13 protein-coding genes are annotated in these 18,223 nt (G+C 47.6%); 10 read left to right on the top strand and 3 right to left on the bottom strand.

Annotated elements, in window-relative coordinates; genetic code table 11:
- Positions 1–18: 18 nt before the first annotated feature.
- The 4 genes from ACX0G9_RS01900 (at position 19) to ACX0G9_RS01915 (ending at position 2,028) form a co-directional block, all read left to right on the top strand.
- Positions 19–801 carry a polysaccharide deacetylase family protein gene (locus ACX0G9_RS01900; protein WP_459063148.1) on the top strand — a complete coding sequence of 261 codons (783 nt, stop codon included), beginning with the start codon at positions 19–21 and terminating at the stop codon, positions 799–801.
- A gap of 162 nt (positions 802–963) precedes the next feature.
- Positions 964–1,320, top strand: a complete 357-nt coding sequence (locus tag ACX0G9_RS01905; RefSeq protein ID WP_459063149.1) for a hypothetical protein — start codon at positions 964–966, stop codon at positions 1,318–1,320.
- Positions 1,321–1,352: 32 nt separating this feature from the next.
- Positions 1,353–1,592 (top strand): hypothetical protein, encoded by a 240-nt coding sequence (locus ACX0G9_RS01910; protein WP_459063150.1) that lies wholly within the window; start codon positions 1,353–1,355, stop codon positions 1,590–1,592.
- A 169-nt stretch (positions 1,593–1,761) separates the two neighbouring features.
- Positions 1,762–2,028 (top strand): hypothetical protein, encoded by a 267-nt coding sequence (locus tag ACX0G9_RS01915; RefSeq protein WP_459063151.1) that lies wholly within the window; start codon positions 1,762–1,764, stop codon positions 2,026–2,028.
- 80 nt (positions 2,029–2,108) lie between these two features.
- Here ACX0G9_RS01915 and ACX0G9_RS01920 read toward each other — a convergent pair whose 3' ends face one another.
- Positions 2,109–2,948 carry a helix-turn-helix domain-containing protein gene (locus ACX0G9_RS01920; RefSeq protein ID WP_459063152.1) on the bottom strand — a complete coding sequence of 280 codons (840 nt, stop codon included), beginning with the start codon at positions 2,946–2,948 and terminating at the stop codon, positions 2,109–2,111.
- Between the two features lie 153 nt (positions 2,949–3,101).
- Here ACX0G9_RS01920 and ACX0G9_RS01925 point away from each other — a divergent pair, with 153 nt between their 5' ends.
- From ACX0G9_RS01925 to ACX0G9_RS01935, 3 genes are all read left to right on the top strand, one after another.
- Positions 3,102–7,232 carry a hybrid sensor histidine kinase/response regulator transcription factor gene (locus ACX0G9_RS01925; protein WP_459063153.1) on the top strand — a complete coding sequence of 1,377 codons (4,131 nt, stop codon included), beginning with the start codon at positions 3,102–3,104 and terminating at the stop codon, positions 7,230–7,232.
- Positions 7,233–7,289: 57 nt separating this feature from the next.
- Complete coding sequence (locus ACX0G9_RS01930; protein ID WP_459063154.1) at positions 7,290–8,318, top strand: LacI family DNA-binding transcriptional regulator; 1,029 nt, start codon at positions 7,290–7,292, stop codon at positions 8,316–8,318.
- 128 nt (positions 8,319–8,446) lie between these two features.
- On the top strand, positions 8,447–9,355 hold the full coding sequence (locus ACX0G9_RS01935; RefSeq protein ID WP_459063155.1) for a LacI family DNA-binding transcriptional regulator: 909 nt from the start codon (positions 8,447–8,449) through the stop codon (positions 9,353–9,355).
- Here ACX0G9_RS01935 and ACX0G9_RS01940 read toward each other — a convergent pair.
- Positions 9,344–10,378 (bottom strand): glycoside hydrolase family 43 protein, encoded by a 1,035-nt coding sequence (locus ACX0G9_RS01940; protein ID WP_459063156.1) that lies wholly within the window; start codon positions 10,376–10,378, stop codon positions 9,344–9,346. The two genes, ACX0G9_RS01935 and ACX0G9_RS01940, sit on opposite strands and share 12 nt — an antisense overlap.
- Before the next feature lie 18 nt (positions 10,379–10,396).
- On the bottom strand, positions 10,397–11,869 hold the full coding sequence (locus ACX0G9_RS01945; RefSeq protein ID WP_459063157.1) for an MFS transporter: 1,473 nt from the start codon (positions 11,867–11,869) through the stop codon (positions 10,397–10,399).
- A gap of 210 nt (positions 11,870–12,079) precedes the next feature.
- Here ACX0G9_RS01945 and ACX0G9_RS01950 point away from each other — a divergent pair, with 210 nt between their 5' ends.
- Genes ACX0G9_RS01950 through ACX0G9_RS01960 form a run of 3 tightly spaced genes read left to right on the top strand, consistent with a single transcriptional unit; the run spans position 12,080 to position 18,213 of the window.
- Positions 12,080–14,053, top strand: coding sequence for a family 43 glycosylhydrolase (locus tag ACX0G9_RS01950; RefSeq protein WP_459063158.1), 1,974 nt, complete (start codon positions 12,080–12,082; stop codon positions 14,051–14,053).
- Positions 14,054–14,058: 5 nt separating this feature from the next.
- Positions 14,059–15,618 carry a glycoside hydrolase family 43 protein gene (locus ACX0G9_RS01955; protein WP_459063159.1) on the top strand — a complete coding sequence of 520 codons (1,560 nt, stop codon included), beginning with the start codon at positions 14,059–14,061 and terminating at the stop codon, positions 15,616–15,618.
- A gap of 51 nt (positions 15,619–15,669) precedes the next feature.
- Positions 15,670–18,213, top strand: coding sequence for a glycoside hydrolase family 9 protein (locus ACX0G9_RS01960; protein WP_459063160.1), 2,544 nt, complete (start codon positions 15,670–15,672; stop codon positions 18,211–18,213).
- The last annotated feature ends 10 nt before the right edge of the window (positions 18,214–18,223 follow it).

The raw sequence follows: 18,223 nt of genomic DNA on the forward strand, positions 1-18,223 counted from the left end.
AATATGCGTCTTTGTAATATGCGTTGTAAATCGATTTCCATTGCATTCCTTATCGCAATTACTTTCTCTTCCCTAGCCCCCAATCCCCAATCCCCCAAGGCATTCCCCAAAATATCCCCTGACACCCTCTCCGAAAAAATCGTCGTACTCACCTTTGATGACGCGGTCAAAAGCCATTACACCGTCGTTGCTCCACTATTGAAACAATACGGTTTCGGAGCTACCTTCTTCGTCTGTGAATTTCCACCTGATTACGCCGACACGACCAAATATATGAGCTGGCTTCAGATCGCTCAGCTTTCCCGATGGGGCTTCGAAATCGGCAATCATACGCGTCACCATGCCCGTGTTAGCCACCTGACAGCAGACAAATTAAACGAGGAAATAGGTTATATCGATCGGCAATGTGAAATATACCAGATTCCCAAGCCAATCAGTTTTGCCTATCCAGCCTATGATACCGCCAGTCAAACCATCCCTGTATTACAACAACTGCACTATACAATGGCCAGGTCAGGAGGTGACCGAAGTTATAACCCAAAAACCGACGATCCCTATCTGCTCCCCAGCTTTACACCGGGTAACGACGCACAAAAAGCCATCGATGCCATCAAACAGGCAAGACCCGGAACCATTGTCATCCTTACCATCCATGGTGTACCAGACAATGCACATGCCTGGGTCAATACGGATGTCCAAACATTCCAAACCTATTGCCAATACCTCGCGGATCACCAATACACTGTAATTTCCCTCAAACAAATGGCAGGCTATATTCATAAATGGCCTGCTCTTAAATAATACCCCCAATAACTTTTCTGCATTTCCATGTGCAATAATATCTACACAACGACGATCTAAATCCCGATTTTATACAAAAAAGCAGATGAATGGCCTCTCTATTCCTTGGTCCAATAATTGTCCATTAATCATTTTTTAACAGTTCACCCCAAATAATAGAATATGAAAAAGAAAACCCAATCCGGTAAACCGGCCCCAAACGAAAAAGGATTTTTAGCACTTGCGGGAGAAGCATTTCATGTCCTTGGAGAAGAGATCATCGAAGGAAAAGATAAAGTAGTGGAAACAGCTGCTGAAAAATTTAACGATGTAAAAAAAGCTATCAAAAGAATCACTCATAAAAAAGAAGCACCCGCCAAACGAGTTATTAAAAAAATAGTGAAAAAGACTCCATCCAAAAAATCTCCATCCAAAAAATCTCCATCCAAAAAATCTCCATCCAAAAAAGCGACACCCAAAAAGGTAATTAAAAAGACTGGCGGTAAAAATTCTGGGATTTCCAAAAGGACGGTTAAATGAACAACCATGCAGCCTTTCCTTTCCGTCTTCAATTGAAAGATAAAATATACAAGGGAACAATTACGCCCTCGGGGGATACCGATAAAAACGGGGTCCCGGTTTATTTTAGGGTTGTGTTGGAAAATAATTTTTTTGCTTACCTATGTTGCGATGAAATTGGTTGGCAAAAAAAGGATGACAAAGATAAAAAAGATCAAGGGGAAATAGGGGATGAGGGGTTAATTAAAGCGTTGGGAGAATTTATTAAACAGCATTATTCTCCCTTGAAATAAAAAATAAGCTCCATGACCGTGCCCTTTTTATTAGATCCACACCATGTTTTACAATGAATTCCTTAAGAAAGTCATTTAAATTCTGGGGGCAGGGACAATATTAGTCCAATAAGGGCATAAAAATGCTGCCCCGGAACTAACTTCTAAGAGTTTCCACTTACATTTGAGAATGGGTTCTGATTCACATGAGAAAGACCGCGCCTATGGCGTAGGCTGCTTTATTCGTTTAGGCAGAATAATCCGTTTTGAACAGGTATTCCTATATATGTCCAAATCCGACCTCGCAAGACTTACCGGAATCAAGACCCAACGCCTATTGATTATTCGCAGGAACCCCGAACTGATCAGGACCTGGGAAACCATCATCATCGCCCAAATCTTTGAAGTTCCCGAAAAAACGATACTGAAACTGCTGAATGCGCGGGAAGAATTATAGTTACGATTTAAGCGGCCCGTAATATTTATAATGGAAGACTGCACACTTATTTGCCTGTTTGAATCTTCGGGTGGGTAATTTCAATTTGTTCTCGGTGGGAGGAATGGCGTCCTTCGAAGGCTTGTGTACCTTTTCTTCATTCGCTGGTATTCCGTCGGAGTGAGGTTGAATTGCTTTAAAAATGCTTTGCCGAAGTTGCTCCGGGAATTAAAACCGACCATTTTCGCAATTTCGAATATTTTGTAGTTAGCGTCTGAAATGAGCTCGGCAGCCCTATTCATTCTGGCCACATTTATCAATTCGTTAGGAGTCAGATCGGAAATACATTTTATTTTGCGGTAAAGCGTGGGACGGCTCATATTCATAAGCCTGGCCAATAGGTCGACGTTGAGCTCAATATTTGGAAGGTTGGCGGAAATGAAATCATTCAACTTATTCAAAAATTCCTCGTTTTCTTTTGAGCTTGACACTGTGCTCATATGTGCAAAAAGCGAGTGGGCAAAATAGTCCTTGATCCGTGACCTGTTGGAGAGCGTATTCTTAATTTGGGCCAGGAGATATTCCCGGGAAAAAGGCCTTTCGATATGGGCGTCCGCACCAGATTGCAGGCTTTTTATCCTGTTTGCGTTTTTATCGCTGGGAATTAACAGGATCACCGGGATATGGGAATAATGTAAAGAGGACTTTAGTCGGGTGCAAACTTCAGCTCCATCAGCATAATTTAATTCTATACTTATGATAATCAAATGGATGGGATGAGTTTCCATCATTTTTGTTATCGCAGTTTCGGTCCGTGCGGTAAATAAGTCGCACATGTCGGCTAGATATTCATGAAGTTTGTCCAGCTCCGGTTTATTGTGGTCAACCAATAAAACGTTGTAATTTGATTTCTTTTCTTTGGCGCTTATGCTTGCAATCATGTCAGGGGCATTTTCAGGAGAATAAGGTGCAGTTGCTCAGTTACCTACAAAGCTATAATGATCAGAGAGTTAGATATGTGCAATTTGTTGAAATTTATAGCACATTTGTCCAATTCGTGATTATTAAAGTAATTTGTCGCCAGTATCAAATATATGCGCATAAAATGCTATATATATCTGCCATTTATATTGTTGTCTGCGCTTTTCGCGTCGGCCCAGGATCCCCATATTAATTTTACCTCATTGACGTCCAGGGATGGCCTTCTATCCAATTCCGTAAATGCCATTTTAAAAGACAGGTACGGGTTAATGTGGTTTGCCACAGATGACGGCCTGAACAAGTTCGATGGGACGAACTTTACCGTTTATCGCCGCCAGCCAGGTGACTCCTCAAGCTTGCGGGCCAATGAAATTCTCGCCTTGCATGAAGACAAGTCGGGTAATCTTTGGATTGCCACCAGCGGCGGGGCAGTTAGCATATATGATCGAAAGATGGACAACTTTATAAACTATCCCCTGAATGGAAGTACGCCTGGCTTTTTACCAAATGCTGTGGTCAGGGGTATCTGCAGCGACTATCAGGGAAAGATATGGATTGCACAGTTTGAGTCTCCATTTGTGCTGGATCCGGCTACCGGCCATGTGTTGAGGGTCGACCTGGCTCCTTACGCCGATGCCTCCTCCTCTAAGATGGCCCTTAACTGTATATTTGAGGACAGCCACCACAGCATGTGGATAGGCACGGATAAGGGGCTTTTTTTATACCTGAGGTCTACGGGCACTTTCAGGCAATTCAGGCATGACAGCTCGGATAGGTCCAGCCTGCCGAATGATGAAGTCAGGGCGTTGGGGGAAGACAGGAGTGGGCACTTATGGGTTGGTACGGATGAGGGTTTATGCATGATGCGGCCTGGCGAAAGCGGGTTTGTACGTTACAAGGAAATGGATGTCTCCAACGAGGTGCTTGGCCACCAGACGATCAATGCAATAGCGGCGGATAGGGATGGGATTTTATGGGTTGCAACTATGCGGGGTTTGCATGCAATTAACCCGCAAAAGGGACATTCGGTGTGCTACATGCCGGATGAGGAAAATCTCCATAGTCTGACGAGCCAGGCTGTCCGAAGTATTTATATCGATAAGGACGGTATCTACTGGTTTGGGACCTACCAGGGGGGAATCAACAAATACGATAAGAATCTTAATCTGTTCAATATAAAGCTCAGCGAAACTTTCCATTACAACAACTCCGGGAGCGTGGTCGTCACTTCTTTTGCCGGGCGCGCGGACGGCAATGTCTGGGTGGGAACGGACGGCGCTGGTCTATATATATTTGATCGTAAAACTGAACTGCTGCGACCTTTCGACATCCGGATTAACGGCAAGATAGCTTCCTCCCTTTCGGTGCTGTCATTGGCAAAGGCCCGCGATAATAAATTATACGTAGGAACTTTTGGGCACGGATTGATCATTTTGGACCCCGCTACCGGAAAAATGCGGGATCTCCCGATGGGAACGGGCAAAAATGAACTAAATGGCAGGGATATTTATTGTATCAGGGAAGACAGCCATGGACAGATATGGGTTGGTACCAATGGACAAGGCGTCAATGTATTAAAGGACGGCAGGGTCGTGGCCAGATATACGCCAGCGCCGAAAGCTGCCAATGACGTCCTGATGCCGGTGAATGGATATATCAGGGCCATTGAGGAGGACAAGGAAGGCAATATCTGGATAGGATCGCACGGCGGTGGACTGGCCGTATACTATCCCAATACCGGCGGATTCGAGGTCTATAAGCAAAATGACAAGCAGCTGCCAAACGACAAAATACATTCGTTGCTGCTGGACAGCAAGGGAAAGATGTGGATAGGTACTTATGGTGGAGGATTGAGCGTATTTGATAAAAAAACCGGCCAGTTCACGAATTTCTCGGAAAAGGATGGACTTCAAAACACTACGATCTACCAGGTGCTGGAAGATGCTCAGGGAAAAATATGGGTGAGCACCAATACGGGCGTCAGCAGCTTCGACCCCGGCACGAAGACCTTTCATAACTATACACACTATAATGGTTTGCAGGATGACAATTTCGTGCATGGCGCCGGGATCCGGCTATCCGATGGGGAATTGTTCTTCGGCGGTCATCAGGGATTCAATTTCTTTAACCCGGCGGTCTTGACGACCAACAGAAATGTTCCGGCCGTGATCGTGACGGACCTCAGGATTGCAAACAAGACGGTCACCCCGGGAAAAGGGTCACCGATCAGGGAGCAGATCTCCGCAGCCAGCGAGATCCGGCTGGACTACAGGCAGAACTTTGCCCTAAGCTTCGTTGCCCTGAACTATACAATACCTAAACAGAACCACTATGCGTACAAGCTGGATGGATTTGACAAGGATTGGAACCATACGGGCCCTATGAATACGGCTTATTACACGAACTTAGACCCGGGGGAGTATGTCTTTCACGTGAAGGCAAGCAACAATGACGGTGTATGGAGCACAGGGGACACATCGATCAAAATTTACGTCAGGCCGCCATTCTGGCTTACTATATATGCATATATTTTTTATGTTCTGGCGGCTTGCTCCTTGCTGCTGTATAGCAGGCACCGTGGGATCACGAAGTTAAGGAGAAAGTTCGCGCTGGAACAGGAACGATTCGAAGTTAGACGTGTACAGGAGATAGATCGTTTAAAATTGAAATTTCTCACCAACCTGAGCCATGAGTTCCGGACACCTATCTCGCTGATCATGGGGCCTGTGGATCAATTGCTCTCGACCCAAACGGATCGACGGGCGCAGGATAAATTAAATATGGTCAAACGAAACGCCAGGAGATTGCTAAACCTGGTCAATCAATTGCTGGATTTCAGAAAAATGGAAGATCAGGAACTTAGGCTACATCTTTCGGAAGGCGAGTTTGTTACCTTTGTAGAAGATATTTGCCAATCATTTACGGACCTTTCTGAAAGGAAGCATATCACCTTTGCTTTTGAAAGCGAAAGCGAAGGTCTGTATGTTCTGTTCGACCGGGACAAAATAGAACGTATACTTTTCAACCTTTTATCCAACGCTTTCAAGTTTACGCTGGAAGGAGGAACCGTCAGACTTTCATTGAAGGAGCAGGAGAGTGAAGATGATAGGAAATGGGTATCTGTCATGGTGACGGATACGGGCATAGGTATACCGGAAGATAAAAAGGAAAGGATCTTTGACCGGTTCTTTCAAAGCCCATCGGCCAATGCGATACTCAACCAGGGTAGCGGTATCGGCCTTTCCATAACTAAAGAGTTCGTCAAAATGCATGGGGGAACGATTGAGGTTGACAGCGAGCCTGGCCGGGGAAGTATTTTTACGATCCGTCTTCCTTTGGCAACGGCCAGCGGACCCGCAAAGGAACTGATGCCTTCGCCGGAGGCGCCGGGCATTCCGGACAGCGTGTCTGCCGGGAACATGCAAACGGAGGTGTCCGGGAATGGGGCAGACAGCGGTTTGTTGATGCCTGTGATTCTTCTGGTGGAGGACAATGAAGATTTCAGGTTTTATCTGAAGGAGAATCTTCGGCATCAATACAAGGTCTTAGAGGCTGCCGATGGTAAAGAAGGCTGGCAAAAAGCCCTGTCAAATCACCCCCATCTGATCGTGAGCGATGTCAGCATGCCCTTCATGGACGGGATCACGCTGACCCGTAAGTTAAAAGCCGACAAGCGGACAAACCATATTCCTGTCGTATTATTAACTGCTTTGACCGGAGAAGGGCAGCAGTTGACAGGGTTGGGAACAGGCGCTAACGACTATATCACCAAGCCCTTTAATTTTGAAGTGCTGAATGCCAGGATAAAGAACCTGCTGGAATTGAGAAATACGCTGAAAACGACATTCACCAGGCGCATCAAGGTGGATACGCCCGAAGTAAAAATGGAATCCGATGATGAGAAGCTTTTGCGCAAGGTGGCTGGCTACATCGAAGAAAATCTGACCAATCCACAGCTATCGGTGGAGCTCCTGAGCAGAGAGATGGGCATGAGCCGGAGTTCACTGTATAGTAAACTGCTGGAGATCAGCGGAGAAAAGCCGGTGGAGTATATTCGTTCGTATAAGTTGAATAAGGCTGCCGTACTTTTGGAAAAGAGCGATATGACCATTGCTGAGATAGCCTATCAGGTAGGGTTTTCAACCCCAAACTATTTTGCGCGCGCATTCAAGGCGAAGTTCGACCTGCTGCCTTCAGCATATGCTGCAAGGATAAAGAATGTGGAGCACAATGGGGATCCTTAGCGGTCGGGTAGGCGCATTTTATATTATTTTAGTTTTTAACCGATGCACATACAACTGATGGAAAATTCAAAGGAAATCACTATTTATGACATAGCAAAGAATCTCAAGGTTTCACCCTCGACGGTCAGCCGGGCTTTGAAAGATGACCCAACGGTCAGCAAAAAAACAAAGAAAAAGGTTTTTGAGACGGCTGCTCAAATGGGCTACCGGTCGAACCCTTTTGCAAAGAACCTCAGGCAGCAACAATCTTTGACCATTGGCGTGATCGTCTATGAACTGGACAGCAGTTTTATGCCATCGGTCGTATCCGGCATTGAAAAGGCGGCCAATGAGGCCGGGTATGGGGTAATTATCACCGACTCATCGCTAAGCGCAAAAAAAGAAGCGGCCAATGTTCAGAACCTTTTCCACCGGAGGGTAGACGGTATAATTGCATTTCTTGCCCCTGACACGAAAGACCTGGATCACTTCAACCCTTTCATTGAGAGGAATGTCCCTATTATTTTCCTTGATCGTGTGGGGCAGATACCCAATAGCACGTCTGTAGTGATCGACAATGCCTTGTGTGGCTTTATGGCCACGAAACATCTGATTGAACAGGGCTGCCGCAGGATCGCACATGTGACATCTGATCTTAAGCATAATATTTATAGTTTGCGTTATAAGGGCTACCGGGATGCTTTGCTTGAAAGTAATATCCATTTTGATAATTCATTCCTGGTAGTGGCTGCTCCGACAGAAGACAGAGCCGAGGAAGCCGCAAAAAAGATCATGGGCTTACTACCTCTTCCGGACGGTGTATTTTTCACCAATGACTTTACGGCTGCGGTAGCTATTCGAACCTTTTTGGATAATGGCCTCCGCGTACCCGGGGACATTGCTGTAGTAGGTTTCAACAACGATGTCATAGGAAGACTGATAAAGCCAACCTTAACGACGGTGAACTATCCGGGAAAGGAAATGGGTGAGACTGCTGCACGGAGCCTTATCAATCACTTAAAAGGCGCGGGAAACATAGGCAGCATCAGTGCGCTGACCATTCGTGCCGATCTGATCGTCAGGCAGTCCTCCCTGAGAAAAGGGTAAGTGCGCCATACTATGTTCATTTTTTATCAAAAGCTGGTCAAAGCGTCTCAACAATAAACGAAATGCGTGTCTGACAAATTTTTTTTCGGGCGAAACTATTACATTGGTTAGCAAGAAAAAACGAATGCATGCCGGAAAAGAAACGCGTTGCGGTTTACGATATCGCCCGCAAGAAAACAAAAACCGTTGGGATCATCGTGAACAAGCTGGACAGCCATTTTATCACATGCGCTTTAAAGGGGATTGAAACGGTCACTACAGCCCGCGGATATGACATCATCATTACACACTCCCAGGAAAGCATGGAAAAGGAGGCGAAGAATGTTCAATTGCTCTTTGACCGAAAGGTGGATGGGGTAATTGCCTCACTTTCTGTCGAAACCTGCAACCTGTCTCATTTTTCCGCATTTACGGACAAGGGCATTCCCGTTGTCTATTTCGATCGTGCACAGATCGCCGGTAACGGCGGCATGGTAGGTATAGACAACTCCAAATGCGGGTTCCTGGCGACAGAGCATTTGACAAAGCAGGCATGCAGGCGTATTGCGATCATTACATCCAGCCTGACGACAAATATTTATGCAGAGAGATACAAAGGGTTCCGCGAGGCGCTGAATAAGTATAATATCCCATTTGACGATGAACTTTTAATCCTTGTGGATATCGAAAAAGACGGCGGAGCAGATGCAGCGGAAAAGATCATACGGATGGATCCGATGCCCGACGGTCTTTTCATCACCAATGACCTGGCAGCTGCTATGTGCATGCAGGCGTTGAAGGATGCCGGCATACGCGTGCCTGAAGATATTGCCATAGTGGGATTCAATAATGACCCGGTAGGCAGATTAATCAAACCAACACTTACCACCATCGACTATCCCGGGCATGAAATAGGCAAGGTGGCAGCTTCGAGCCTGCTGGATCAATTGTCGGGCAAGCGCTCGCCGGGCCAGACCAGGGCCCTAAGGGCTATTGTACCTTCGGCATTGATCGTGAGGGCTTCTTCAATAAAAGCGATAAATCTTTCAAAAGAATAGCTGCATACCCTGGTAAGGCACGACCGTCTTTATAGCTCCTTTTTCATCATACTCCAACCTGGTGACCTTTATGCTGCGTAAATGTGTGATCCCCTTACTCAGACTGCTGTCATGATAGAACAGATACCAATCATTTTTAAATTGGAGGATTGAATGGTGTGAGGTCCATCCAACCACCGGCTGCAGGATCCTGCCGGCGTATTTGAAGGGCCCATAGGGATTGTCCCCGATTGCGTAACAGATAAAATGGGTGTCGCCTGTCGAGTAAGAAAAATAATATTTGCCGTCGTATTTGTGCATCCAGGACGCTTCGAAGAACCTTCGCTCCTTATCGCCCGCAAGAAGCGGATGACCTTTCTCATCGGTGATTACTATTTCCTTAACCTCTTCCGCAAATTGCAGCATATCATAAGATAACCTGGCTATGCGGGGACCTAATGCGGGAGCGCCCGGCGGGGGCTCTTGATTTTCAGCCCTGTATCGATTGCTCCTATATGATTGAAGTTGTCCTCCCCAGATGCCACCGAAATACAGAAAGGCAGAACCGTCTTCATCGATGAAGACTGCCGGATCGATGGAATAGCTGTTGTGAATCGCCGTTGCCTCAGGTTTGAATGGACCGGTGGGCGAATCACTTACTGCGACGCCTATCTGGAATAGGTCATCCGGCCGTTTGGCCGGAAAGTACAGGTAATATTTACCGCCCTTGCAGGCTGCGTCCGGGGCCCACATTTGTTTTTTAGCCCAGGGAACGTCTTTTACGTGCAGCGCGATGCCATGGTCGGTTACGGGTTCATCCGGACCGTCCATGGAGAACACATGATAGTCTTCCATGGCAAAATGGCTCCCCAGGTCATCAAATGGAATTCCTGCTTCGATGTCATGCGATGGATAGATGTAGATCTTTCCGGAAAAGACATGTGCGGACGGGTCCGCAGTGTAGACATGCCTGACCAGGGGATTGGATATAGCGTTGCTGTTAAGATCGTCGAAGTCAAGATGTGTAATGCTTTCTTCCGGCATATTGAAGGATTTACCTGATCAATAATTATTTTTTCTTTTTTTCAGATCGGACTCGATCTGCCATTCCATCTTTTTGTCAATGGGATAGCGGAAAAGCAAAAGGGCGCTACCGATAAATATCAATCCTGGTATGATACTGACCAGCAGTCGTATTCCACGGGTGGCGCTGTCTGATTGCATGGGCGCATCCGCCACGTATCCGAATATGCCTAGAAGCCATGCAGATAAAGCGCCGCCAATGCTTAATCCGGCTTTCAACCCGAAAATCATTGCGGAGAATATGATGGCTGTTGCGCGGCGGTTTTTCTTCCATTCACTATAATCCGCCACATCGGCGATCATTGCCCAAAGTAAGGGGATGGTGATGCCGTATAAAAAGCCATGGATGGACAGTATGATGAATACGGCAGACACTGACCTGTTATCCAGGAAGTATACGGCGATCAGGCAAATAGCAGAAAGGGAGAGAAAAATACCGAAGACATTTCGTTTGCCATACTTGTCCGCAAGGGGGTTTGAGAAAAAGATGCCAATGATCATGGCAATAGTGCTGAAGGCGCTGGTAAAACTGGCTGCGGAATAAGGCGCGCTGCCAGGTTTTTGAAATTCTTCGAAGGCAGCAGGATTGAATATCTTGCTCAGCATGTTGATAAGGCTGTCGAACCCCATATTTTCGAGAAAGTTTGTCTCGCTTTGCCCGTTCAGGAAATACTTGAAATAAAATATATTCATGCCGCCCTTTATAGACAAGGTTATAAAAACAAGAGTGGTAAGGGCCAGCATGATCAGCCATGGCCTGCTGCTTACGAGATCGGCCAGGTCCTGTTTAACGGGCGTTTTTTGCTCTTTTGGAGGATGCACCCTTTCTTTTGTAGTGAGAAAGGTGATGAGGAAACAAATTACACCCGTGACAGCAAAGACGAGCATTACCTTCTCGAACCCCCTGGCTTTGTCACCATGTCCCAGGGAAAGGGCCAATGGCAGCAGCAGTACCTGGATAATGAACTGGGCCACCATCACAGCTATGAATCGATAGGAGGAGAGACTGTTACGTTCCTTCATATCCCCAGTCAGCACCCCGCTGAGGGCGGAGTAGGGAAGGTTATTTGCGGAATAGGCGATAACAAGAAGGAAATAAGTGATAAATGCGTAGGCGACTTTTCCCGTTTCGGAAAAGTTTGGCGTGGAGAACGCAAGCAGCGAGATCACGCCAAAAGGGACTGCTGTCCATAGAACCCATGGACGGAACTTTCCCCATCTTGTATTCGTACGGTCTGCGATGGCGCCCATCACGACATTGAAGCAGGCGCCGATCAGTCCTCCTATAAGCATGACGAGGCTTGCGCTGCCAGGTGCGATCTTGTAAATATCCGTATAGAAGAAAGCCAGGAACGCCATTAAAGTCTGGAAGATAAGATTGGCGGCCAGATCGCCCAGGCTATAGCCAACCTTTTCGAGTACTGATAGTTTTTGCGGATCGTTGCTCTTCATTGAAAGATAAATTATTGGGTCTTATTTGAGCACAAGCAAATGAAATGTTGCGGCAAAGCTAAAAAATAAAATTTCAATCGGTTGAAATTTAAAAATACTTCCTATTTTTGAATTATTAGCATAGAATTTTTCAAGTTCTTACCCTTTGCTCTCACTCATGGGTCTTTTGAATCGTCATTTAATGCAATCGAATGAAAAATAAACCAGACAATGGAAGGCTATTATCATCGTTTTACAGGATTGATAAGTATTTTATTGATCAATTTGGCTATATACGGCCAGGGCAGCCGGCCCGACTCTGCCGTATATTATAACCAGGTGCAAACCTATGTCAACCCGGTTTTACCCGGAGACCATCCGGACCCTACGTTATTGAAAGTGGGAGATGATTTTTATCATTGCGGGTCAAGCTTTCATTTTACGCCTTATCTGCCGGTGTATCATTCAAAGGACCTGGTGCATTGGGAAGTCATCAGCAGGGTGGTGCCGCCGGCAAGGGCGGGATGGGTAGCTGACAAACCTTCGGTAGGTATTTGGCAGGGTGCTATCACCTATTTCTATGGCGCCTACCGGATCTATTTTTCTTCGGGCGGGCAATGGTTTTGCAAGGCAGATTCTCCATATGGCCCCTGGTCGGAGCCGGAGCGCGTAAGGACAAATACCGTTACAGGGGAGCTTGGGTATGACAATTCAATATTCGTGGATGACGACGGAAAACCTTATATGGTCATAAAGAACATGCAGAGGGTCAATAGGCTGCAGGCTCTTGGAAAGGATGGTCAGTTGACCGACACGGTGATCAACCTGGATTGGATCAATCGTAATTTGCAATACAGCTGGGCCGAAGGCCCTGTTATGTGTAAGCGTAACGGATACTATTATTATTTTCCGGCGGGGGACGTTTCAGGGGGACAATACGTGTTGAGGACCCAAACGCTTACCAGCGATTCCAGCCAATGGGAGCGATTGGGTGACTTCTTCAAGCCTGTGACAGACCCTGCGACTGGTTTCCAAAGGCCCAATCATATTTCGGCTCCAGTGCAGCTTGCAGATGGGAGCTGGTGGACAATTGGTCAGAGCTATGAAAAGCCGCAGGGAGATGACTGGTCCGGCATGGGACGTCAGACCTCGCTGTATCCGGTGATTTGGGAAGGTGACAGACCCTGGGGTATGGCGCCTGTCAGCCGTCCGATTGAAAGACCCGATCTGCCGCAGGGAACTATCCATTGGAGGAGCGTTCAAACAGACTATTTTGATAAGGATTCGCTGGGTCTCTGTTGGCATTTTTTAAACAGGGCGGCTGCAGGTGACTATTCGCTGATGGCCCGGAAAGGATGGCTGCGGCTTACGCCTGGCAAGGGCAGGGCCCATCTTGTTCAGAAAGAAACGGATCACTATTATACCGTCGTTACGCAGGTGGACCTGGAAGCTTCCGACAGCACGGACAAGGCGGGCATTTACCTTACCAACGGCGACCAGCATGTAGTTGTGAGGCTGTATACAGGTTTGGATAGCGGGAAAAGGATTGTTTTTCTTTCAGGCACAGAGGTCCGGAGCGTTCCTAACAAGTTCGGCAAGCTCGTTTGGTTGAAATTGGTAAGGGATGGCCATATGTTGACCAGTTATTGCAGCGGGGATGGAATTACCTGGATATCTCTGGGACCTGCTATCAGCGCTGTGCGTCTGGATAAGACGCAGCCTGATTGGAATTCATGGGTGGGTACGAGCGTAGGACTGTTTGCTGAAGGAAAGCCGGCTGATTTCAACAGCTTCGTTTGCAAGGATGGGTTCTCGTCTCTCGAGGCTGCCGGCTACAGCAATTATTATGGTGTGGAAACAGTGAAGACGGGTGCTGAAAAAGCAGTGACAAACACCTCTCCTTACGGCGGATGGTTTATGATCTCGGGGGTGTCATTGGGCAAGGATAATTCCCTGCCGGGGCAAGTCAGCGTCCTTGCATCTTCCCTCAAAGGCGGAAAGATTGAGGTATGGCTGGATGACCTGAACACAGGCAGGATGATCGCCAGCATTGCGATTCCTGCAACCGGCGGGGCCGGGAACTGGATGAGATGCGGCATTCGGTTAAAAGGGATTTCCGGCAGCCATGATCTGTTCGTAAAATTTCCATCCGGCAGCGATCATGAAATATATGTGAGACAGATACTTTTCGTCAGGAAGAAATAGGCATCATGAACAGGAAAATATTTATTCTACAGGCAATTTTACTTTTTTCAGTGACCGGAGACCTCTGGGCGCAAAATCCGATTATTTACGCTGATGTGCCGGATATGTCGATGATCCGCGTCGGCGACACTTATTACATGAGCAGCACCACCATGCATATGAGCCCGGGTGTTCCTATCATGAAGTCGAGGGACATGGTAAACTGGCAATTGGTGAGTTATGCCTACGATACGCTGGCCGATATGGACGAATTGAATTTGAACAAGGGGAAGAGCACCTACGGAAGAGGCTCCTGGGCCAGCAGTCTTCGTTACCATGACAGCACTTTTTATGTCAGCACTTTTTCAGGCACGACAGGAAAGACCTATGTTTATTCCACAAAGGATCCCGTGAAAGGAATATGGAAAAGGGTTGTATTCAATCGTCAGCTGAATGATCATAGTTTGTTCTTCGATGATGACGGGCGCGTTTATATGATCTATGGCGGGGGCGAGCTGAGGCTTGTTGAATTAAAGCGGGATATTTCGGGTATCGATAGCTCGATGCCGGAGCAGGTGATCATAGTGAATGCGAGCGCACCGGCGGGCCCTGATATAGGACTGCCCGCCGAGGGTTCTCAGTTGTTCAAGGTCGACGGAAAATATTATCTTTTTAATATTACATGGCCCAAAGGGGGAATGCGGACCGTCGTTGTGCACAGGGCCGGCAAGATCACCGGCCCCTATGAAGGTCGCGTTGTTCTTCAGGACCGGGGTATCGCCCAGGGTGGAATTATATGTATGACCGATGGCAATTGGTATGCATACTTGTTCCGGGATTATGGGGCCGTCGGCCGTGTCCCTTATTTCGCGCCATTAAAATGGGAGGATGGATGGCCCGTCCTGGGCAACAACGGGAAAGTTCCTGATACGGTAGATCTTCCCGCAGGCAAAGGACTGATACCAGGTATCGTTTCGTCCGATGAGTTCAGTCGGCGTAAGGGTGAACCTTTGCTGCCATTGGTATGGCAATGGAATCATAATCCCGACAACAGGTATTGGTCTTTGATGCAAAGGAAAGGCTATCTGCGCCTGACGACGGGACGCATCGACAGTTCATTCCTGCTGGTAAGAAATATGCTGACACAACGTACTATCGGTCCTGTATGCACCGGTGCGACAGCCATCGATGTGTCGGATATGAAAGAGGGTGACCTGGCAGGCCTGGCGCTGCTCCAGAAGAATTATGGCCTGGTTGGCGTGAGATACGACAAAGGCGGAAGGTCGATCGTGATGGTTAACGCAGGATCGGGCCAACCTGTTGAAAGCCAGCCTGTGCCGATACATCAAAACACTATTTATTTTAAAATAACCTGTGATTTCAGGGACCAAAGTGATACAGCCAATTTTTTCTATAGCCTCGATGGTAAAAATTGGGTACCCGTCGGTACGACACTCAAGATGTCATACACGCTGCCCCATTTCATGGGATACCGGTTTGGGTTGTTCAATTATGCCGCCAAAAATCAAGGTGGGTATGCCGATTTTGATTTTTTCCATATTACGGATAAACTAAGTTCGGAATAAGCGCCTGGTTGGATAGGGTGTGATATGCGTAAACAAAAAAATTAAATATTCATGAAACGTTTATTTTTCTTTCTTGTCCTTGTCCTCTGCCTGGGCAATCTTGCGGATGCACAGGGACCGGTGTCCGTTGACCGCCAGCTGCAGGTCAACGACTCGGGGTATTTTGAAAAGCCGGGTGTGAACCTCCTTGTTTTCAGCAATCAATATAATGGGATGTTCTTCGACGAAAAAACCGCCGGGATCGAGCTCATCCACCATGGAGTGTGGACTTGTACGGGCGGCGCGGTGAGGCTGCAGAACACGCCCGAACAGTGGGACCTGGTGCCGATGCTGGTCAGCCGGAAGGTCGATAAGAGCAGCAACAGTATCGAGACGGTATTAAAATACAAAGAGTTCGACTTTTCTACAAGGGTGCTTGTCCAGGCGAAGGATCAGGGAGTGGAGATCAGCATTTACCTGGATCAGCCTGTTCCTGAGAAACTGGCAGGTCATGCAGGGTTCAACCTTGAGTTCCTGCCTGCTGCATATTTCGAGAAGAGTTATCTCGTGGATGGGCGTCCGGGAACTTTTCCATTGTATCCCGCCAGCCAGACGCGTATCGAATCCGCGTCGAAGAAGATACCGCAGTTCGCAGGGCATAATACCTTCGACGACAGAGGACGGAATGAATTCATCATCCCCTCACCACTTGCCACCGGAAGATCATTGTTGCTGGCGCCGGAAGATCCCGAGCGCATGGTTAGCATCCGGGCCCAGGACGCAGACCTGATGCTTTTTGATGGGCGCAACCTGGGACAGAACGGCTGGTTTATCGTCCGCAGTCTGTTACCTGTCAACAAAACGGGAAAAGTCTTGAGCTGGTACCTGGAACCCAACGGCATTCAGGAGTGGAAGCGGAAGCCAGTCATCGAATTCTCGCAGGTGGGTTATTTCCCCGGGCAGAATAAGATGGCAGTGATCGAACTGGATAAGAACGATTTACCCCTCGCATCTGCATCGTTATACAAAGCCACAGCGGATGGGAAATGGGTCGGGCAATTACAGGGTGCAGTCATTCCATGGGGGAGATACCTGCGGTACAACTATCTGAAATTTGATTTCAGCGCTGTTAAAGATTCCGGGTTATATTATATTCAATACGGCGGACAGCGGACGAATGTTTTTCCCATTAGTTCCAATGTATATGATGAGATCTGGCATCCTACGATGGATGTCTGGCTGCCGGTTCAAATGGATCATATGGAAGTGAACGAAGCATACCGGGTGTGGCATGGCGTTCCATTCCTGGATGATGCCTTGCAGGCGCCGATAAATCACGAGCATTTCGACGGCTACAGCATGGGACCGTCTACGCAGACGAAATATAAACCACTGGAACATATACCTGGCCTCGCTGTGGGAGGGTGGTTCGATGCTGGCGATTTTGATATTCAGACCGGGTCGCATTGCGATGCGGTGCTGGGTCTCGTAGATGCCTGGGAAAACTTCAGGCTAAGCCGGGATGAAACTTTCATCGACTATCCTACCCGCTATGTAGATATCCACCGGCCGGACGGCAAGCCGGACATATTGCAGCAGATCAAACATGGTACCTTGAATATGGTTGCACAGGTAAAGAACATCGGGCACCCGGTTAGAGGCATAGTCGTGCCCAATCTGCATCAGTACCACCATCTGGGCGATGCTTCAACGGAGACGGATAATCTTCCCTATAACCCGCATCTCAAGTCTTATGAATCGAATGGAAGAACCAGCGGCACGATGGACGATAGGTGGGCATTCACGGAAAGGTCCACTTTCCTGGATTATTATACCGCCGCCGCGTTAGCGGCTGCCAGCCGTGCTTTGCGGGGGTTTGACGACAGCCTGGCCGCAGAAAGTTTATACTATGCGAAAAAGCTATGGGACGAAGATGATACTTTAAGCAAAAAGGACACTTCACGGTTTGCCAGCATGTTCCGGAGAAACCTGAAGATGTCGGCAGCGCTCCAGCTGTATATCACTACGAAGGATAGCCGCTATGCAAAAGAATTCCAGGATGTCGTCTGGCAGGCACTGGACAGGTCGGTCCTATTCGGGATGACAACGGCATTGCAGGCTTGTGCGTATTTGGATGAAGACTACAAAAGGAAGTTGAAGGATTATGTCATCCGGTATAAAACGATGAGCGATGACTACGGGAAACAAAACCCCTATGGTGTACCGATGGCTGCCGGGGGCTGGGGCGGAAATGGTGGCATCATCAGCTGGGCTACAACCTGCTATTATGCACATAAGTTCTTTCCGGAGATCATGGGCACTGAATATGTGTACAGAGGTCTTGATTATATCTTCGGCTGTCATCCATATTCCAACGTATCATTTGTCTCTGCTGTCGGGACGCACTCGAAGAAGATAACCTATGGCAATAACCGCGCTGATTTCAGCTTCATAGCCGGGGGGGTGGTTCCGGGGATATTGATCCTAAAGCCTGACTTCCCTGAGAACAAGGAAGATTGGCCATTCCTATGGGGAGAAAATGAGGTCACTGTAGGCATTTGCGCCAATTATATTTTTCTTTGCGCTGCTGCCCGTGCATTGTCGGCGGGCAAATAATGGAATTATA

It is taken from the genome of Flavitalea flava (assembly GCF_054461575.1).